Below are 19,347 nucleotides of genomic sequence, written 5' to 3'. Positions count from 1 at the left end.
ATTAGAGAAATGAAGAAAACACAAATAATTTTATTGCTCGCATTATTTACTACTATTGGTAATAGTGTACAAGCAGTGATAAAAAAATTAACTGATGAGACTATTGATGGAGTTCGTGTAATATCTTTTACAAATGATAAGAATATACCAAAAGAAGAGTATAATAAAAAAAGGCACATTCAGAGGCTAAGTTTTTGGCAAAAACAAATCTTATTGATATTAGTAATTTGTATGAAATAGATAAAACTAAAATAGGGGGAGGTTATTCTGGGAATATAGTGAAAGTTAGAAATCGGAAGTTTGTATTTTTGTATGCAAAGACAGATTTTTATTTAAAAAATGAAGAGGGAATGATTACAGTTTATAAATCTGCTTTTATCGGTCAGACTCTAAATAAAGCTAATGATTATTTAGTTGTATGTTCTAGTTATGAAGAAATGAAGCCACTGACAGGATATTGTCTTAAAAAAGTAGAAGAAGTTTTTGATATTAAGAAAAAAGAGCTGTTTGTAGAATAAGTGTAGTTTATGCTTATTCAGTCTTTAAACCGTAAAAAATAATTCTATATTTAAGAAGGATTTAAAATGAAAATTAAATTAATTGCTTTTTTTGTATTACTTTTTCCTGTGTTATCTATAGCAGAAGATAGAGTAAATAATTTAGGATATAGTGAATATAGGAAAATTGTTAATGAAGAGTTTAAAGCTAAACAAATAAATTATTACCAACTTCCAAAGTCTATAATCCGTAAAGAAAAAGAGGGGTTGTATAAATTTAATGATGACTTTTTTGTGGGATTAAAATTTGATGATAAAGATAATATAACCACTGTTTTATCTACATTATTTATTAATGATGGAAAGAGAATTGAAACTGATTTATCTCCATTAGTTATATTAGCTTCATCAGTACAAGGAAAGCCAATAAATGATGATGTGAGTAGGCAACTTTTGGAGATCTTATCTCAAGCAATAAAAATGTCTAAAAAGGACAAAGAAAGAGTAGATTTATATTTTACTTATCAAAAAAGAAATTATGGTGTTAGTTTTGAATATAATGATCCCGTTGTGGTTATTTATTCTAAGACTAAATAAAGAGACTTAAGAGTATAAAAATGGTAAATTTCGAACTGAATGTAACCGCTATATTTTATCAATTATTAAACCCATTGACGTATTATGGAAGCAGGATATGGCTCTATTTGACAACATATATTTATGGAAATATTAAATTTAATATTCCCATATATGATGACGATAATATTAGATTAGTAATAATAACTAAAATTAGAAAGTATAGCGTAAACCTGTTGAAAACTCGTGGCTATTAATTTTTACCTTACTATTATCTATTTTAAATTTACCCCAATAGTTGTAATGATAACCTACATCAAGATCTAAATTTGGCATTAAGTTGTAACTTGTACCAACTAAAAGACCTAAACCAACTTTCGATTTACTATATTTGTGAGTATTGATATTTTGGTTACGTGTATTGCTCTCTTTAGAAATAAATTTCCAATGATTTGATGAAATTCTTGCACCGATATAAGGTGTTACTGGTAGATCAAGAGAAAAGTCATAGATAGCAGATACACCAAAACTATTAAATTTCTGAGTAAATTTATCCATTCTATTATTATTTAATTTTTCAGAGATTGTTTTATTTTTGTAATGTGTATAGTCTAACGCTACACGAACATCACCAAAGTTATAACCAAGACTAAGGCGTGGTGATAAACCTTTTGATTTTTCTTTGTGATTTTCAGACTTTATTTTGATTGATGAATAACCTAAATCACCTTGCACATAAATTCCTTGTTGTGCAATTACTGACGTAGTTAGACCCAAAGATAACGCTGTAATTAAAAATGCTTTTTTCATTTGTTTACTCCATTAGTTAAAATTTAAAAGCGGAGGCATTATGCAGAAGTAATCTTAATCATACAACAATAATTTTTGCTATTTAGCATAATAATTCAGCGTATGGTTGATAGAACGTTGTATTTTGCATAATTTTATAAAAATGTTACCGCTGATCTTTAAATAAAAATCTGTTATTATTATAGTTATTCTCATTTGTTTAGAAAAATAATGAATATTCAATCAATTTTAAAGTTAAGTTTAATTAGTAGTATTTGGATTATTTCTGCTTGTACATCAATATTAGATGCGCCTACGCAGGTTAAAAATAAAGTCACAATTTCACATTCCGATTCTCAATGGAAGGCACAACTAACTCAACTTAAAAAAATAAAATCATACCAAACCAAAGGACAATTTGGGTATATTTCAACACAGCCGAAAGAACGTTTTTCTTCTTTATTTAATTGGAAATATCAAGATCCTCAACATTTTAATTTTATTCTTTCTTCAAGTTTATCCAGTCAATCTCTCACTCTCAATCGTCACCCACAAGGTCTGACAATTTCAGATAATAAAGGTCGAACACGAACAGGCAAGGATACAAATCAACTTATTAAAAATATGGTAGGATTTAGTTTTCCCATTGAACAATTTGGTGATTGGTTAAAAGGCTTGCCAAGTGCCACTTCTGATTATATTGTGAATGAAAAACGTCAGTTATCTCAATTTAACTATGCGTTGAATGGGCAACGTTGGCAAGTGAGTTATGTGGCATATCACGAAGATAAACAACCGAATTTACCTAAATTAATCATTCTACAAAACAGTCAACAAACCTTAAAAATTCGCATAGATAACTGGAAATATTAAGATGATTTTACCAAGCCCCGCCAAGCTAAATTTATTTTTATATATTAATGGTCAACGACCTGATGGTTATCACGAGCTACAAACCCTTTTTCAGTTTTTAGATTTTGGCGATGAAATTGAAATTGAAGTGACTCAAGAAAGTAAAATTGAATTATTAAATGAAATTGAAAGTGTCCCTACTGAGCAAAATTTAATTTATAAAGCGGCAAAATTATTACAAAATCATCCCGCTTACACTAATCCTAAATTGGGTGCAAAAATGACTGTTACTAAAAGGTTACCAATGGGGGGAGGATTGGGGGGAGGCTCATCCAATGCAGCAACAGTCTTAGTGGGTTTAAACTATTTATGGAAATTAGGACTTTCATTACAAGAATTAGCGGATTTAGGTTTGATTTTAGGAGCTGATGTGCCAATTTTTGTACAAGGGCGAGCAGCTTTGGCTGAAGGAGTGGGGGAGCGATTAACTTTTTGTGAACCCCAACAAAAGTGGTATTTAGTTTTAAAACCAGATGTACACATTTCGACTAAAACAATTTTTAGTAATCCTAATCTTCCAAGAAATACCCCAAAATTTACGTTAGATCAATTATTAATAAAAAAATGGGAAAACGATTGCGAAAAAGTTGTTAAAGATCACTATTCAGAGGTTGAATATCTTATTAACTGGTTGGTACAATATGCCCCGACTAGGCTTACAGGTACAGGTGCTTGTATTTTTTCTGAATTTGATACAAAGGAAGCAGCAGAGAAAGTCTTTTTATCAAAGCCAGAAGGAGTGACTGGCTTTATTGCAAGAGGGAAAAACATCTCTCCTTTGCATCAAAAACTGAATTTATTTTTTTTAACTACTAGAGGTTCTTACACAATGTCCGATCTTCAAATTTTCGCAGGGAATGCGGTTCCTGAACTTGCAAACCGAATTGCAAACCGTCTTTATACTTCGCTAGGAAATGCAACGGTTAGCCGTTTCAGTGATGGTGAAATTCAAGTACAAATTAATGAAAATGTCCGAGGTGGAGATATCTTTATCATTCAATCCACTTGTGCACCAACTAATGATAATTTAATGGAATTAGTGGTAATGATTGATGCCCTTCGCCGTGCATCTGCAGGTCGTATTACCGCAGTTATCCCTTATTTTGGTTATGCAAGACAAGATCGTCGCGTACGCTCAGCGCGTGTTCCAATTACCGCAAAAGTAGTGGCAGACTTTCTTTCAAGTGTAGGCGTCGATCGAGTGTTAACTTGTGACCTACACGCAGAGCAAATTCAAGGTTTCTTTGATGTGCCTGTTGATAACGTATTTGGTTCACCAGTATTAATTGATGACATTTTAAAGAAAAGTGATTTAGTTAATCCAATTGTCGTCTCCCCTGATATTGGTGGTGTAGTACGAGCAAGAGCAGTAGCAAAACTGTTAAACGATACTGATATGGCGATTATTGATAAGCGTCGTCCAAAAGCAAATGTCGCACAAGTAATGCACATTATTGGTGATGTTAACGATCGTGATTGTATTTTGGTTGATGATATGATTGATACTGGTGGCACATTAGGTAAAGCGGCGGAAGCCTTAAAAGAACGTGGTGCAAGACGAGTATTTGCTTATGCAACACACCCTGTCCTATCTGGTAATGCAGTTAAGAATTTAAGTAATCCTGCATTAGATGAAATTGTGGTGACGGATACTATTGGTTTAACACCAGAAATCCTTGCATTAGGTAAAGTAAGACAATTAACTTTATCAGGAATGTTGGCAGAAGCGATTCGTCGTATTAGCAATGAAGAGTCAATTTCAGCAATGTTTGGTGCTTAATTGTTATAAGACCCGATGGAAACATTGGGTTTTTTATAGGAAAAAATCCATAATATGTCCCAATATAGCGGTCATATCAAACCAATAATTTGCAAATTGATAATAAAACGCTGTAAATAAATTGATGGGGCATTTAATTTTACGACAATATTCACACCCTGTACGTTGCGGTCAGATATACGCAAACTAACGTTTGCTAATGCTGATCCTGCAATTATTTATTATAAATCAAAAGCTTATAGAAAGTATCCTCCCACTGCTCAATATAGAAACGTCCACAAAACATCATTAGACATAAAATATAGCGGTCACATCAGACTAAAAATTTACAAATTGATAATAAAACACTGTAAATGGATTGACAATATTAATAGTTTTATTTAAATTACTAACCAGTCAGTTAGTAATGGTTTTGATATAGGGTAAGTAATGAAAAGAGCAAATAATGAAGCTGGAAAAATTTTTAGAGAGCAAACCATCTTAGATGCAGCCCTTACTCTATTTGCTAATAAAGGTTTTCAAGCAACTAAGATGGAAGACATTGCTACTGTTGTAGGTATTTCCAAAGGCACTATTTATCTCTATTTTGATAATAAAGAAGCATTGTTTCGTAAGCTGATTACTCAACAAATTGGTGAAAAAATGCAAGATTGGGTAATAAAACTTCAAGAAGCACAAACGTTATCAGATGTGTTTGAACAAATGGCGGATGAAATGGTGATTCTAATTACTGAAACACCTTTACCAAAATTATTGCGTATTTTAATCAGTGAATCAGCAATTTTTCCTGAAATGGTTATGTTTTACCGTAAATCTGTGATTAAACCTTGGCAGATCGCTTGGAGTCAAAAATTGGGAAATGATGAGCAGGCACAATGCTTGTTTAAATTAATAATGGCTCCTTATGTTTTTAGTATTTTATCGCAGGAAATATTTTTTGCTGATCAACCAAATGATAAAGAAGCATTACGGCACTTGTTTATGACTCAATTTAAGATGATTGAAAATTTGTTGCAGGCAAAAAATTAAACTATTTTACTTAAATATACCCATAAAATGGAGGAACTCTATGTTTAATGATAATAGAAAGAATAGTTATCAATATGGGATATGGTCTGGCTCATTATGGAGTTTAGCCTTTATTTTTGTATTAGGTATAATTTCTCTTATATTAATAGCACCATTCTCTCAAGCAACTTCCCCATCATCAACAAACCTTAGTGAAACTAGCAAAAATACTGCTCATTATTATACTGGTTATATCGAAGGGGATTATCGATTTATTGCTGCACCTAGTTCAGGTTGGTTAGAAGTAATACCTCATCGTGTGGGGGAACACTTATCAGCGAAAGAGCTTGCTTTTGTTATAGAAGATGAATTACAGCAGTTAGATGTGGATAAAGCACAGGCACAGGTTAATACTGCAAAAGGGCAATTAATGGATTTAAAAAGTGGTAAACGTGATGAAGTTATCGCTAAACTTAATGCTCAACGTGATGTATTACAAACTAAACTTACTCAAGCTATTATTGATGCTAAGCGTAACAAAAAGTTAGTGGCACAAAAATCGATTTCTTTGATTGAAGCACAACATTCACAAATAAAAGTTGATGAGCTTAAGAAACAGATTGACGTTATTGATGCGGACATTGCACTTGCTCGGCTTTCTGCACGTGATGGGGCATTAATGAGTGGACAATCACAATTAGCATTAGCACAGGCGAGGCTAGCACAGGCTAAAATAGCACAAGCACGGCGTAAAGTTTATAGTCGCATAGAAGGTGAGATTAGTGCAATTTATCGTCATACAGGTGAATGGGTACAAGCAGGTCAAGTTGTCATAAAACTGTTACCCACAAATGCTCGAAAAGTAGTCTTTTATGTGTCAGAAGAGGAAATCAGCCATTGGAAAATTAATGATAAAGTTATGGTGAGTGCTGATGGTGCTTCGCCACGAATGGCGACTATTCGTGAAATAGATGATAGAGCGAGTTTTACACCTCCTGTGATTTACAGTGAAGATACTCGTACCAAGTTAGTATTTCGTGTGGTGGCATATTTTGATAATGATGAAGAAAGTTTACCTGTAGGATTACCAGTGAGTGTTTATGATGTCTGATTTTGCAATTGATGTAACAGGTTTATGTAAATCATTTAATGGTAAAGTTGCTGTAGATAATATCTCTATTGCTCAACCTAAAGGCAGTGTTTGGGGATTTTTAGGTCCTAATGGTTCAGGTAAAACAACTTGTATTCGTTTATTGTGTGGTTTGCTACAGGCAGATAAGGGAGAGGGGCAATGTTTGGGGTTTAATTTTCGTCAGCAATCAAGGGAAATTAAGCGTCGTACTGGTTATATGACACAACATTTTAGCTTTTGGCAGGATTTAACGGTACGAGAGAATTTAATGTTTGTTGCTCAGCTTTATAATTTACCTAAAGCTCGTCAGTTAGTTGCAGAACAAATGGAAACCTTTGGACTAACACTACGCCAACACGAACTTGCTGCAGCATTATCAGGAGGTTGGAAGCAAAGACTGGCATTGGCAGCAGTAACCCTCCATAGACCACAGCTTCTGCTACTAGATGAACCAACTGCTGGTGTAGATCCACGAGCAAGACAAGAGTTTTGGGCAATGATCCACGATTTTTCTCAATTACAAGGCATTACTGTTTTAGTCTCCACACATTATATGGACGAAGCAGAACGCTGTGATCATATTGTTTATTTAGCTTATGGTCAGCTACTGGTACAAGGACGAGTTGATGAAATTATTTATCGTTCAGGTTTACAAGCACGACATAGTCGTTTGGGTGATGATGTTAGGCAGTATTTACCTATACTGCAAGCAGATCCTAATATTGAAAGGGCAACGTTTTATGGTGGTAGATTACACGTAGTAAACCGTGATCCTCATCTGCTTGATACAACATTACACCGTCTTTATCATCACCTTGAATGGGAGTCTGAAACGCCTACACTTGATGATGCTTTTATTAGTTTAGAATTAGACAGTGGAGGGGATAAGCGATGAAAAACTCTTTCCGTTCTGTATTGGCTCGTATTGGTGCGATGGTGTATAAAGAGTGGCAACAAATGCGTCGTGATCGTCTAACTTTTGGTATGTTAATTGGGATTCCAGTTATCCAACTGATTTTGTTTGGCTATGCGGTTAATTTACAACCAAAAAATTTACCACTTGCGGTACATAGTGAGGAACATACTGATATTACTCGAAGTATTATTGCGACTATGACGCACTCGGATTATTTTGATTTAGTTATCGAAGAGCCAAATGCCTCGAAAACAACGGCTTTGTTGCAAGCAGGTAAAGTTAATTATGTTCTCTCCATTCCAGCAGGGTTTTCTCAAGCAGTTGTTCGTGGTGAGCGACCTTCTTTATTACTTGAAATTGATGCCAGTGATCCTGCTACAAGTGGTGTAGGTGCGTATTTTTCAGGAATGATTACTTATGCACTTCAACCTTTTATGAATGATCCTCGACAAATTCCCCCAACGGTTTCACCTGTTAATATTGTGGTTCACAATGTTTTTAATTCACAGCTTGAAACTCGATTTAATGTTGTTCCGGGGTTGTTAGGAGTTATTATTACAATGACAGGTATTATGATCACGGCTATTACGATGACACGTGAACGAGAGCGTGGCACGATGGAAAATTTACTTGCAATGCCTGTTCGCCCATTTGAAGTAATGATCGGAAAAGTCATTCCATATATTATGGTGGGTTTATTGCAATCACTAATGATTATTGGTGCTGCTCTGTGGCTATTTAATGTACCTTTTATTGGCGATACAACTGTTTTAATTGCTGGATTATTACTGTTCTTATTTACTAATCTGACATTAGGATTTACTTTTAGTACTATTGCCACTTCGCAGTTACAAGCACTACAAATGACGTTCTTTTTCTTTCTGCCCTCAATAATGTTATCAGGTTTTATGTTTACTTTTCGTGGTATGCCAATTTGGGCACAGTATTTAGGAGAAGTCTTACCCCTTACCCATTTTTTACGGATTATTCGTGGGGTAATGCTAAAAGATGCCAGTTGGCAGATGTTAATAGCAGAATTTGGTGCAATTTTAGTATTTTGGTTATTCTCTATTTCAATTGCGATGTTACGCTACAAAAGAACATTAAACTAATTTTAATCATACAAACTTGGGTCATCTTCATTTGGACGAGTTTTAAAGCGTCTATGTAGCCACATATACTGTTCAGGAGCATTCATTATTTCTTTTTCTACCACTTTATTCATTAAGGTAGCGGTGTCAATATCATCTGTACAGTGACTGAAATCGACAGGGGGGCTGACCGTTAATGTATAACCTGTTCCATCAGTGTTACGAATAGGTGAAAATGGAATAACAACAGCGTTGGGAGCAGAACGTAGTAACATTCTCGTACCAGTCGTTGTTGCTGTTTTTTTTACGTTGAAGAAAGGAACAAATACACTAGACTTGCTACCATAGTCGTGATCAGGTGCATACCAAATCATCTCTCCTTGACGCAGTGCTTTAATCATTCCTCGTAAGTCATTGCGGTTTAACATTGCTTTATTAGAACGCACTCGTCCACGAAATTGAATCCAATCAAGCAAAGGATTATCATTAGGGCGATAAACACCAATACCTTGATGGTGTAATCCCATAATTCTTGCTCCTAACTCTAAGGTTAAAAAATGTACGCCAACTAAAATAATCCCTTTTTGATCTTTTTCAGCTTGTTTAAGGTGTTCTATTCCTTCAAATTTTGACCATTTTAGAATTCGTTTATCCGACCAAAACCACGCCATTCCTGTTTCAATGATAGCCATTCCGACAGATTCAATATTTTTTTCAACAAGCTGTTCGATTTCTTGTTTTGAATAATTAGGAAAGCAAGGTTCAAGGTTACGTTTTGCAATAGCGGTACGATATTTTCCGAATTTTGCAATTTTGAAAATAGCACTTAGTCCTTTACCGATTTTTAGCAAAATAGGATAAGGAAGCAATAAGATTAGGTGAAAAAAAACTAATCCAAGCCATAGTCCCCAATATTTGGGGTGTAAAAATTGCATTTGAAAAGGAGGAAACTGTGTTTTATTTGCCATTTTTATTATTTATTAAATAAAATTTCCTCAATTTTACCTGAATTTTGTCATTATTGTAATAAATTGTATGCATAAATATATTGCAAACAAGACAGTGCATATTCTGTCTCTACGTGAAGCATTGAATTTATAAATATATCGTAAAGACAAGGCATACCTTGTCTTGTCCCTACATACAATCTCACCCTATTATTGACGAGTACTATCTATTCTATTTAACAGAGAAATTACCTTTTCATCAGCAAAAATTTCATCTACCGTTCTACTCAATTTCCGACGCCAGTTTGGGTATTCATCACTCGTCCCTGGAATATTCACTGGTTCAAGCATATTCAACCAATCTTCAGGTTGTGTACCAAATAACGCACTGTTGGTATTCGCCACATAATGTTGTAATTGATGTGTGAAATTTTGGCTCACATTTTTGCAAGTTTCTTCTAAAATGTGACCGCTTGTTTCTACAGCGTGACGGATTTTTTGCTTCGCAACTACACGATCTTTTCTTAGTTGTTTAAGTAGATCTTCATTCGGATAGATCCCAAATTTTTCGCCTAATTCAAAATCGTAATCTTGCCAATACCCTTTAACTGTTGCTAAATCGTGGGTACTTAACGTGGTCATTGCTTGATAAGGGTAATCTTGTAATCGCTTGCTACCGTTTTCATCAAATTCAAAATAGAAAATGTTATACGCCAAAATGCCTTTTTGTTCTAAGGCTTCAAGCATTCCATCAGGTACAATCCCTAATGCTTCCGCAATAATTAAGCATTGATGACGCTGACTTTCAAGGGCTAAAATAGCGAGTAAATCATCTAGTGGGTAACGTACATAAGCCCCATCTTTGGCTGGTACGCCTTTGGTTGCCCACCATAAACGTGCAAAACCTAAAATATGGTCAATTCGCAACGCGCCACAATGTTGCATATTGGCACGCAATAAATCAATAAAAGGCTGATAACCACGTTGTTGTAGCACATCTGGGTGCATTGGTGATAATCCCCAATTTTGTCCTTGTGGTGCCATAATATCAGGCGGTGCACCAACAGAGGCATCTAATACATAAAGTGCTTTATCTGCCCACGTTTCTGCACCATTGGCTGAAACGCCCACCGCTAAATCACGGTAAAAACCTATCGGCATTTTTAATTTTTTCGCTAATTTATCGCACTCAGCTAATTGCTGTTGGGCGATAAATTGTAGCCACATATAAAAACGTACTAAATCGCTGTGTTCTTGCTTAAATTTTGCAACCGCTGGGGAATGATAATCGTGATATTCGCTGTCCCAAGAATCCCAGCCCCATTGATTTTCTAATTGTTCACAACGGTATTGATGAAGTGCATCAAAGGTCGCTTGAATAAGAAAATTTTCGCCATTTTGTTGAATAAAGCCTTCAAAATCAGCTTGATTTTGGGTTTTAAAAGTTTCAAAAGCGAGTTTTAAGCCTTGTAATTTTAGCTGTATAACTTTTGTGTAATCCACATAATCGGCATTTCTGACATCTGTCAGTTGTTGCTGAATTTCTTGTGAATTAAACCAACTTTGTGCTTTTTTACATTGTTGAAAAGCGGTCACTTTGTTTACGTCAATATAGATAATATTTTGCCATAAACGAGAAGAAGGACTATAAGGACTGGCACTTTCAGGGTTTGCAGGGAATAAAGAATGAATAGGATTTAACCCCACAAAATCGCCACCTTGCTGTGCAATTTTCGTTAAAAATTGTTGTAGATCCCCAAAATCACCGATTCCCCAGTTCTCTTTTGAGCGTAAAGTATAAAGCTGTAAAATCGATCCCCATAGTTTTTTACCCTGTTGCAATTCAACTGGTTGAAACGCTTTTTCTGGGGTAACGATAATCTGGCATTCAAAGGTCTGTTTTTCCGCTTTAATAGTTAAAATGTGATAGCCCAATGGAAGATTTCTCGGCAAATTGACTGAATAATTAAAAATATAGCCTGAACGTGTTTCACCATTTTCTAATGTCAGCTGCCAATAGTCGTCCACTTTTTCATTTTTAGTAAAATTAAGATCAAAAGTGACCGCTTGATTTTGTTTGACGACTTTTACAAAAGGTATGGCTCGCTGAGATTGCGGCTCGCCCAACAAGTTGGCAATGCGTTGATATACCTCTGGACTTGAATAACTACGCTCTCCTTTTTCATCAATAAAATAAGGGTAAATATATGGGTGTTGTTTTATCATTTTTATTCTCCTAACCTTTTACACCACCAGATGTTAAACCACCCACTAACCAACGTTGTGCCAAAATAAAGACTAAGGTAATTGGAATAGCAGAAAGAATAGCAGCAGCGGCAAAATCGCCCCATAAATAATTTTGTGGGTTTAAATACTGTTGCATACCCACCGCTAAAGTATAATTGTCCACATCTCGTAATAGTAACGAGGCAACGGGTACTTCAATAATAGAAGAAATAAAAGATAAAATAAAGACCACCGCTAAAATAGGGACTGATAATGGCAATAAAATTAAGCGGAAAGTCTGCCAAGGGGTTGCACCATCTAAGGCTGCCGCTTCTTCTAAAGAAACATCAATGGTTTCAAAATATCCCTTAATTGTCCAAACGTGCATTGCAATTCCACCTAAATAAGCAAAAATTACGCCACCGTGCGTATTCAATCCTAAGAATGGAATGTAATCACTTAAACGGTCAAATAACGCATATAATGCGACTAATGAGAGTACCGCAGGGAACATTTGAAAAATTAACATTCCTTGTAACAATACGCCTTTTCCTGCAAATTTTAAACGTGCGAAAGCATAAGCTGATGTTGTGGAAAAAATTAATGTTAGAACAGCGGTCACTGTCGCCACTTTTACAGAGTTCCATAACCATAATAAAACAGGAAAAGGAGGTGGTGTGACTGTTCCATCAGCGTGTGTCACAGGAAGTCCCAATGCTAACTTCCAATGCTCAAAAGAGATCGTACTAGGAATAATTTCTCCTAGTGCTAAATTACCCGGTCTTAATGAAATGCCGATAATCATCAACATTGGGAACAAAATTAATGCACAAAATAAAATTAAAAATAAGTGTGTTGAAAATAAACGTACTTTTATGGATTTTTCTTGAACCATTGCCATTTTATCTTCCTCCTAATCTTGCTGTAATTTGGTTAAACGAATTTGGAATAAGGCAAGAATACTGACCAGTAAGAAGATAATCACTGCAATTGCCGCTGCTAAACCAAAGTCTTGTGATCCGCTACCTTCAAAGGCGATACGGTAAGTATAACTTACAAGTAAATCAGTATGCCCTGCTGGGGTGGTTGTGCCAACCATATTTGGACCGCCTAAGGTTAATAATTGAATTAATACAAAGTTATTAAAGTTAAACGCAAAACTGGCAATCATCAATGGCATCAGTGGTTTTAATAACATTGGCATTGTGATTTTGGTAAAATTTTGCCACATTGTCGCACCGTCAATGGCAGAGGCTTCATACAAATCATTTGGAATGGCTTTGAGTAAGCCCATACAAACAATCATCATATAAGGGTAACCCAACCACGTATTTACAATTAATAGCATTGATTTGGCTAAAGTTGGATCATTAAACCATTCAGGGCGAATACCAAATAATTGGTTAAGAATTAAGTTTATTTCCCCAAAACTTTGGTTGAACAATCCTTTAAATACCAGAATGGAAATAAAACCTGGTACGGCATAAGGTAAAATTAGCAATAAGCGATAAACGGCTTTACCTTTCAGAGGCTCCCACTGCACCAGTGAGGCAAAAATCATTCCTAAAAATACAGTAAAAATAACAGTTAAGAAAGCAAAAATCACTGTCAAAATAAAGATTTTAACAAAAGGTTCTTGTACGCCTTTATCCGTTAAAATTTTAATGTAATTACTCCAACCTGCCGCAACGATATAACCCGGTTCTAAACGCTGTTCAACAAACTGCCCTTGTTCATCAATTTTTTGAAAGAAACCAATTTCATTATTTGCTTTATATTTTTCGCCTGTTTCATTATTGATTAAAATTTGCGAATTTTGATCAAAATCGTACCGCTTCTTCTGTTCCGTAAATTGACGTAATGAACTCATTGTTAAGCTTTCATTTGATGGTAGTACAACATTAACCGCTTGTAAATGAGTACGATTTTTTATGATAACTTTTAATGGTGCAACTTTACCTTCTGGTAATTGTGCCACTTCATTGACGGATAATTCTTTTGGTAATTTTGCTAAATCAATTGGTGCAGAAAGATAATTTTTTTGTAATTTTGTATTGTTAAGTATAAGTTGATATTGATTGTTTTCGACTGCGAATAGTTTAAAATTAAAACGCTCTCCAAAAGCAAATTTTTGTGATTGTAATTGTGATACAACTTGTTCAAAGCTCAATCTATTTGCACCACTATAATTAGTAAATGCAATAATGACTGTCATCAATAACGGAAAAACAATAAAAATTCCAATTGCGGATACACCCGGATAAAGATAACGCCAACGATATGCTCTGCCATTACTGAACACATAAATACCAGAGGTTAAAACAACCAACACAAGCAGTGCAAATATAATCTCACCTTGTAAATAAATGGTAAAAACAAGATAAAAGGCTAATAAATAAAGCAAACCAATGCAGAGGCGTTTTCCCCAAATTTGAAGATTTGTTGGTGGTGTTTCAATGGAAGTAAGCATATTTTCGTCCTAGCAATAAACTTATGATGGGATTTGTAGAGACAGGGCATACCCTGTCCCTACGGTTTAATTTATTATATTTTAATTTTAGACAGGGCGTGCCCTGTCTCTACGGAGTATTTTAATTACTCTTTTTCGATCTTCGCTTGTGCTTCATCAAGTGCTGCTTTAACACTTTGACGACCTGTTACCGCATTCGTAATCGCCGCTTTTTCTGAATACCAGAAACGGCTCATTTCAGGAATGTTTGGCATCACTTCACCGTTTTCCGCATTTTGCATTGTTGCTGCAATACGTGGATCTTTGGCTAACACTTTTTGATAGCTTTTTAGTGCTACCGCACCTAATGCAACATCTTTGTTTACTGTTTCTAAACCGCTATCTGTTAATAAATAGTTTTCCATAAACTCTTTAACCAGATCTTTATTTGGACTTGCTGCATTAACTCCTGCACTTAATACGCCAACAAATGGTTTACCTGCTTTACCGTTTAATTTAGGTAATACTGCTACGCCATAGTTGATACCGCTTTTCTCAATATTTGCCCAAGCCCAAGGACCATTAATTGTTAACGCTGTTTGACCTTTATTAAAGCCCGCTTCTGCAACGGCATAGTCAGTATCTTTGTTGATCACTTTTTGTTTCACTAAATCAACCACAAACTGTAACCCTTTTTGTGCTGCTTTATTGTTCACGCCAATATCTTTTGCATCATAACCTTTATCGGTTAATTTGAATGCGTAAGCACCTTGTGAAGAGATAATTGGCCAAGTGAAGTAAGGTTCAGCTAAGTTCCACATAATCGCTGATTTACCGTCTTTTTTAAGTTTTTTATCTAACTCAACGACTTCTTTCCACGTTTTAGGTGGTGTTGGCACTAAGTCTTTGTTATAGATTAAAGATAAAGATTCCACTGCGATTGGGTAAGCAATTTGTTTACCTTTATAACTTGTTGCTTTCCAACCAATATCAGATAATTTTGCTTTAAACGCGGCACTTGGTTGAATTTCTGCAAGCAAACCTGCTTGTGCATAGCCACCAAAACGGTCGTGAGCAAAATAATCACATCTGGACCATCACCAGAAGCGGCTACTTGTGGATATACTTCTTCTAATTTAGAAGGATGCTCGACAACAACTTTTACACCTGTATCCGCTTCAAACTTTTTACCCACTTCAGCTAAACCGTTGTAACCTTTGTCTGCATTGATCCAAATGTTGATTTGACCTTCAACCATTTTTGCATACACACCTTGTGCCACAGATAAACCTGCTAATACGGCAAGGGCTGTTTTTGTTAAATTTCTCATAACATTTTCCTCTTTGTTTGTTGATATATAAAGAAACTAAGATAATTCGAGCAGTATAATGAAATAATTAGATTTAAAAGACCTCATCCCCCCTTCTCATCCCCTATTATTTTTTTTGTGAACTTGATCATACTTCTTACATTATTATCGAATATTTGTGACAGAGATCACAAAAAAATAATCTAATTTCGTGATCTATATCACAAAAAAACACTTTATTTGCACAAAAAAAGACCGCTTATATTTTATGATTTTTTTTATCCAAGTATGATTTTTTTGCTAGATAATATTATTATATTAGTTTTCAATAAAAAAGAGAGGATAAATACAATGGCTGATGTTCGATTAGTAAATGTAAGCAAATCTTATGGTGATATCCATATTTCAAAAGATGTAAATCTTGAGATAAAAGAAGGCGAATTTGTGGTTTTCGTTGGACCTTCTGGTTGTGGAAAATCAACGTTACTGCGTATGATAGCAGGCTTAGAAGATATTACAACGGGAGATCTGTTTATTGGTGATACAAGAATGAATGATATTCCACCTGCCAAACGTAATATTGGTATGGTGTTCCAATCTTATGCTCTTTACCCTAATTTAAGCGTGGCTGAGAATATGTCTTTTGGATTGAAATTAGCGAAAGCAAGTAAGTCAGATATTGATAAAAGAGTTAATCAAGTGTCTGAAATCTTGCAACTTGCTCACTTATTAGAACGTAAACCAAAAGAGCTTTCAGGGGGACAACGTCAACGTGTGGCGATTGGGCGAACCTTAGTTTCTCAACCAGAAGTGTTTTTGTTAGATGAACCACTTTCTAATTTAGATGCGGCATTACGTGTGCAAATGCGTGTCGAAATTTCAAAGCTCCACAAACGTTTAAACCGCACAATGATTTACGTTACTCACGATCAAATTGAAGCGATGACCCTTGCGGATAAAATTGTCGTTTTAAAAGCAGGAGGCGTGGCACAAGTCGGTAAACCATTAGATCTTTATCATTATCCAGCTAATCGCTTTGTGGCAGGGTTTATTGGTTCACCAAAAATGAATTTCTTACCTGTGAAAGTCATTGATGTGCGTGAGGGAGGAGTAAAAATTGAATTACCAGATTCTACGCATCTTAATTTTTGGGTACCTGTGGAAAGTTGCGGTGTAAAAGTGGGTGATAATCTTTCACTTGGACTTCGCCCTGAGCATTTATTACCTTCTGATCAAGCTGAAATTTGTATTAAAGGAAAAGTAAAAGTGGTGGAACAGCTTGGTAATGAAACCCAAATTCATATTGAAATGCCACCGATTAAACAAAACCTTGTTTATCGCCAAAATGATATTGTATTAGTCTCAGAAGACGATGAGATAGCTATTGGGATTGATCCAAATCGTTGCCATCTATTTAAGGAAGATGGTACAGCTTGCAAGCGATTATTTAAAGAGCTTGGGGTGTAAGTATTTTTTCATAGTAATCACAAAAACAAAAACTTTATTCTATTTACTTAATCATAAGGAGTCTGTTATGAATAAAAAAACTTTACTTGCAGCGGTTATTTCTGGTGCGATTATGTCAAGTTCTGCTTTTGCGGTAGATTTTCACGGTTATGCTCGTTCAGGTATTGGCTGGACAAGTGGGGGTGGGGAAAAAACTACTTTTAAAGCTGACGGTGCTGGTGCTAAATACCGTTTAGGTAACGAAAATGATACCTATGCTGAATTTAAGTTAGGGCAAGAATTATACAAAGACGGTGAAAAAAGTATCTATTTTGATACAAACGTAGCCTATGGTGGTATTTTACAACAAAATGACTGGGAAGATACCAAACCTGCACTTCGTGAGATTAACGTTCAATTTAAAAACTTTGCAGATAGCTTACCGGGTGCAACACTATGGGCTGGTAAACGTTTCTATCAACGCCATGATGTACATATGAACGACTTCTATTACTGGGATATTTCAGGTCCAGGTGCAGGGGTTGAAAATATTGATCTAGACTTTGGTAAACTCTCTCTTGCTGTTACTCGTGATACTGAACACGGTGGAGCGGTACTTGGTGCAGATAAAAATGTTTATAACGATATTTTTGATGTGCGTTTAGCGGGTATTGAAACTAATGAAAATGGTTCATTAGAATTTGGTATTGATTATGGTAGAGCTCACGTTAAATATGGTACTAAATTTGCAGATGGTGCTTCTAAAAATGGTTATATGCTAACCGCTGAGCATACTCAAGGTAATTTCTTTGGTGGTTTCAACAAATTCACTGTTCAATATGCCACAGATTCAATGACTTCTTGGAACAATGGTCACTCACAAGGAGCAAGTGTTAATAATAAAGGATCTATGTTACGTGTAATTGACCAAGGTGTGGTTAAGCTAGGTGATAAAGTTGAAACAATGTATGCTTTAATTTATCAAAAAACAGACTTAGATAATAAACAAGGTAGTACTTGGTATTCAGCAGGTATTCGTCCAATGTATAAATGGAATAAAACAATGAGTTCATTGCTTGAATTAGGCTATGATGTTGTTAAAAAACAATCAAATAAAGAGGAAAATCACGTCTTTAAAACAACTTTAGCTCAACAGTGGCAAGCAGGTGACAGTATTTGGGCAAGACCAGCAATTCGTGTATTTGGAACCTATGCAAAATCAGATAATGCAGGTAAAAAAGACGATGACTTTGTTTACGGTGTTCAATTTGAAGCGTGGTGGTAATATTTCCACAATACACCTTTAAGTAAATAATAAGCGGTTACATTCTTCCATTTTTTTGCAAAAAATTGATAAGATCTAACCGCTTATTTTGTATAAATACTACAAAACCATAGGAAATATTATGAAAAATAAAATTACTCTTTTGATTTCAACCTTCTTCGCAGTGTCAGTATTGGCAAGTCCTTCTCAGTTAGATCAAACTAAGTTACAAAATCTTAATTGGCAAAATGTGAATTTATCACAACAACAAGTGACTGATATTACATCAAATCAAGTTAAACATTTTATTTCTTCTATTGCAGGTTTTGATAGTGCAGTTATTGGCTATAAAATTCCTGCTAATCAAGGAACAATAAAAGTAAATATTAGTAGTTTAGTGGTTGATAACGATCATATTTTTGTTCCTAATATGTTAGTACTTGATGCGAATTTTAATCCATCTGTTACTTATCCTGCCTCAACCTTTAAACTTGCTGAGGCTCGTGGTTTGGATGAACCTCAATTAACAGCACAATTAAGTTTAACTCCAACAGCAAATCAAGATTATCTTTACTTATTGATCTATACTACAAAACAAGATTTAGAAAAAACAACCACTATTACTCACCCAGCCAAACTTTATGCAAAAGCAAAAGGTAATCAACCGCCAGCAATTAATGATCTTCAAGTCAAACATACTAATTCTGGAAAAATCAAAATTGAAATTGATGGTGTACAAACCAGCCAATTTATTGGGTTAAATGGTCCACTTTTTGAAGCCAAACAACCACAAGCAACGGTTGTAGGGAAACAACAAAAAGCAACCCCAAAACGCACTCAAAAAGTAGAAAACAGCACTGAACAATATTTTAATAATGCCGTTCTTAGTGCATTGAAAAATAACGATATTAGTAAAGCAATGAACCTAGTGAATGAAGCAGAACAGTTAGGATTAACGCAACCACGTAAAATATTCCTTAAAAAAGTTGCTGCTAAGAAATAATA

17 protein-coding genes and 2 pseudogenes are annotated in these 19,347 nt (G+C 35.0%); 13 read left to right on the top strand and 6 right to left on the bottom strand.

What is annotated here, in order from left to right:
- Positions 1-9 precede the first annotated feature (9 nt).
- The 3 genes from KGI96_RS06910 (at position 10) to KGI96_RS06900 (ending at position 1,094) form a co-directional block, all read left to right on the top strand.
- Positions 10-240 carry a hypothetical protein gene (locus KGI96_RS06910; RefSeq protein WP_211597908.1) on the top strand — a complete coding sequence of 77 codons (231 nt, stop codon included), beginning with the start codon at positions 10-12 and terminating at the stop codon, positions 238-240.
- Positions 195-518 (top strand): hypothetical protein, encoded by a 324-nt coding sequence (locus tag KGI96_RS06905; protein ID WP_211597907.1) that lies wholly within the window; start codon positions 195-197, stop codon positions 516-518. Before KGI96_RS06910 ends, KGI96_RS06905 begins: the two co-directional genes overlap by 46 nt.
- A gap of 66 nt (positions 519-584) precedes the next feature.
- Positions 585-1,094 carry a hypothetical protein gene (locus KGI96_RS06900; RefSeq protein ID WP_211597906.1) on the top strand — a complete coding sequence of 170 codons (510 nt, stop codon included), beginning with the start codon at positions 585-587 and terminating at the stop codon, positions 1,092-1,094.
- A 192-nt stretch (positions 1,095-1,286) separates the two neighbouring features.
- On the opposite strand, the gene KGI96_RS06895 is transcribed toward KGI96_RS06900, so the two are convergent.
- Positions 1,287-1,883 carry an opacity family porin gene (locus KGI96_RS06895; protein WP_211597905.1) on the bottom strand — a complete coding sequence of 199 codons (597 nt, stop codon included), beginning with the start codon at positions 1,881-1,883 and terminating at the stop codon, positions 1,287-1,289.
- Between the two features lie 216 nt (positions 1,884-2,099).
- Here KGI96_RS06895 and lolB point away from each other — a divergent pair, with 216 nt between their 5' ends.
- The 7 genes and pseudogenes from lolB (at position 2,100) to KGI96_RS06860 (ending at position 8,722) form a co-directional block, all read left to right on the top strand.
- The gene (gene lolB / locus KGI96_RS06890; protein WP_211597916.1) at positions 2,100-2,735 is read left to right on the top strand and encodes a lipoprotein insertase outer membrane protein LolB; all 636 of its coding nucleotides are present in this window, start codon (positions 2,100-2,102) and stop codon (positions 2,733-2,735) included.
- 1 nt (position 2,736) lies between these two features.
- Positions 2,737-3,573 (top strand): annotated as a pseudogene (gene ispE, locus KGI96_RS06885) (4-(cytidine 5'-diphospho)-2-C-methyl-D-erythritol kinase); the annotation flags it as partial.
- 30 nt (positions 3,574-3,603) lie between these two features.
- The gene (locus KGI96_RS06880; RefSeq protein WP_211597915.1) at positions 3,604-4,554 is read left to right on the top strand and encodes a ribose-phosphate pyrophosphokinase; all 951 of its coding nucleotides are present in this window, start codon (positions 3,604-3,606) and stop codon (positions 4,552-4,554) included.
- A gap of 429 nt (positions 4,555-4,983) precedes the next feature.
- Complete coding sequence (locus KGI96_RS06875) at positions 4,984-5,583, top strand: TetR/AcrR family transcriptional regulator (protein ID WP_211597904.1); 600 nt, start codon at positions 4,984-4,986, stop codon at positions 5,581-5,583.
- Between the two features lie 40 nt (positions 5,584-5,623).
- Positions 5,624-6,673: an HlyD family secretion protein gene (locus KGI96_RS06870; protein WP_211597903.1), complete on the top strand. Its 1,050-nt coding sequence runs from the start codon at positions 5,624-5,626 to the stop codon at positions 6,671-6,673.
- Entirely contained in the window at positions 6,663-7,589 is a 927-nt protein-coding gene (locus KGI96_RS11325) for an ABC transporter ATP-binding protein (RefSeq protein WP_211597902.1), read from the top strand. The genes KGI96_RS06870 and KGI96_RS11325 overlap by 11 nt, the downstream gene beginning before the upstream one ends.
- Positions 7,586-8,722 carry an ABC transporter permease gene (locus tag KGI96_RS06860; RefSeq protein ID WP_211597901.1) on the top strand — a complete coding sequence of 379 codons (1,137 nt, stop codon included), beginning with the start codon at positions 7,586-7,588 and terminating at the stop codon, positions 8,720-8,722. The genes KGI96_RS11325 and KGI96_RS06860 overlap by 4 nt, the downstream gene beginning before the upstream one ends.
- 2 nt (positions 8,723-8,724) lie before the next feature.
- On the opposite strand, the gene lpxL is transcribed toward KGI96_RS06860, so the two are convergent.
- The 5 genes and pseudogenes from lpxL to malE form a co-directional block, all read right to left on the bottom strand.
- Complete coding sequence (gene lpxL / locus KGI96_RS06855; RefSeq protein WP_211597900.1) at positions 8,725-9,669, bottom strand: LpxL/LpxP family Kdo(2)-lipid IV(A) lauroyl/palmitoleoyl acyltransferase; 945 nt, start codon at positions 9,667-9,669, stop codon at positions 8,725-8,727.
- Between the two features lie 189 nt (positions 9,670-9,858).
- The gene (gene malQ / locus KGI96_RS06850; RefSeq protein ID WP_211597899.1) at positions 9,859-11,874 is read right to left on the bottom strand and encodes a 4-alpha-glucanotransferase; all 2,016 of its coding nucleotides are present in this window, start codon (positions 11,872-11,874) and stop codon (positions 9,859-9,861) included.
- Positions 11,875-11,884: 10 nt separating this feature from the next.
- Complete coding sequence (gene malG / locus KGI96_RS06845) at positions 11,885-12,775, bottom strand: maltose ABC transporter permease MalG (protein ID WP_211597898.1); 891 nt, start codon at positions 12,773-12,775, stop codon at positions 11,885-11,887.
- A 12-nt stretch (positions 12,776-12,787) separates the two neighbouring features.
- Complete coding sequence (gene malF / locus KGI96_RS06840; RefSeq protein ID WP_211597897.1) at positions 12,788-14,344, bottom strand: maltose ABC transporter permease MalF; 1,557 nt, start codon at positions 14,342-14,344, stop codon at positions 12,788-12,790.
- Positions 14,345-14,469: 125 nt separating this feature from the next.
- Positions 14,470-15,653: pseudogene (gene malE / locus KGI96_RS06835) on the bottom strand (maltose/maltodextrin ABC transporter substrate-binding protein MalE).
- A 330-nt stretch (positions 15,654-15,983) separates the two neighbouring features.
- Here malE and malK point away from each other — a divergent pair.
- The 3 genes from malK (at position 15,984) to malM (ending at position 19,345) form a co-directional block, all read left to right on the top strand.
- On the top strand, positions 15,984-17,099 hold the full coding sequence (gene malK / locus KGI96_RS06830) for a maltose/maltodextrin ABC transporter ATP-binding protein MalK (protein ID WP_211597895.1): 1,116 nt from the start codon (positions 15,984-15,986) through the stop codon (positions 17,097-17,099).
- A gap of 67 nt (positions 17,100-17,166) precedes the next feature.
- Positions 17,167-18,363 carry a maltoporin gene (locus KGI96_RS06825; RefSeq protein WP_211597894.1) on the top strand — a complete coding sequence of 399 codons (1,197 nt, stop codon included), beginning with the start codon at positions 17,167-17,169 and terminating at the stop codon, positions 18,361-18,363.
- 121 nt (positions 18,364-18,484) lie between these two features.
- On the top strand, positions 18,485-19,345 hold the full coding sequence (gene malM / locus KGI96_RS06820) for a maltose operon protein MalM (protein WP_211597893.1): 861 nt from the start codon (positions 18,485-18,487) through the stop codon (positions 19,343-19,345).
- Positions 19,346-19,347: the final 2 nt, after the last annotated feature.

The sequence above is a fragment of the Phocoenobacter atlanticus subsp. cyclopteri genome (assembly GCF_018343795.1).
Taxonomy (GTDB): Bacteria; Pseudomonadota; Gammaproteobacteria; order Enterobacterales; family Pasteurellaceae; genus Phocoenobacter; species Phocoenobacter atlanticus.
Note: the sequence above shows the minus strand (reverse complement) of the source record. Positions and strands in the feature narration are given on the sequence as shown.

Excerpts from the sequence above, each read along its gene's own strand:
- KGI96_RS06875 (WP_211597904.1), top strand. The coding sequence starts at position 4,984 with ATGAAAAGAGCAAATAATGAAGCTGGAAAAATTTTTAGAGAGCAAACC.
- KGI96_RS11325 (WP_211597902.1), top strand. The coding sequence starts at position 6,663 with ATGATGTCTGATTTTGCAATTGATGTAACAGGTTTATGTAAATCATTT.
- malK (WP_211597895.1), top strand. The coding sequence starts at position 15,984 with ATGGCTGATGTTCGATTAGTAAATGTAAGCAAATCTTATGGTGATATC.
- malM (WP_211597893.1), top strand. The coding sequence starts at position 18,485 with ATGAAAAATAAAATTACTCTTTTGATTTCAACCTTCTTCGCAGTGTCA.
- malG (WP_211597898.1), bottom strand. The coding sequence starts at position 12,775 with ATGGCAATGGTTCAAGAAAAATCCATAAAAGTACGTTTATTTTCAACA.
- KGI96_RS06900 (WP_211597906.1), top strand. The coding sequence starts at position 585 with ATGAAAATTAAATTAATTGCTTTTTTTGTATTACTTTTTCCTGTGTTA.
- lpxL (WP_211597900.1), bottom strand. The coding sequence starts at position 9,669 with ATGGCAAATAAAACACAGTTTCCTCCTTTTCAAATGCAATTTTTACAC.
- KGI96_RS06860 (WP_211597901.1), top strand. The coding sequence starts at position 7,586 with ATGAAAAACTCTTTCCGTTCTGTATTGGCTCGTATTGGTGCGATGGTG.
- malF (WP_211597897.1), bottom strand. The coding sequence starts at position 14,344 with ATGCTTACTTCCATTGAAACACCACCAACAAATCTTCAAATTTGGGGA.
- KGI96_RS06825 (WP_211597894.1), top strand. The coding sequence starts at position 17,167 with ATGAATAAAAAAACTTTACTTGCAGCGGTTATTTCTGGTGCGATTATG.
- KGI96_RS06895 (WP_211597905.1), bottom strand. The coding sequence starts at position 1,883 with ATGAAAAAAGCATTTTTAATTACAGCGTTATCTTTGGGTCTAACTACG.
- malQ (WP_211597899.1), bottom strand. The coding sequence starts at position 11,874 with ATGATAAAACAACACCCATATATTTACCCTTATTTTATTGATGAAAAA.
- KGI96_RS06870 (WP_211597903.1), top strand. The coding sequence starts at position 5,624 with ATGTTTAATGATAATAGAAAGAATAGTTATCAATATGGGATATGGTCT.
- KGI96_RS06910 (WP_211597908.1), top strand. The coding sequence starts at position 10 with ATGAAGAAAACACAAATAATTTTATTGCTCGCATTATTTACTACTATT.
- KGI96_RS06880 (WP_211597915.1), top strand. The coding sequence starts at position 3,604 with ATGTCCGATCTTCAAATTTTCGCAGGGAATGCGGTTCCTGAACTTGCA.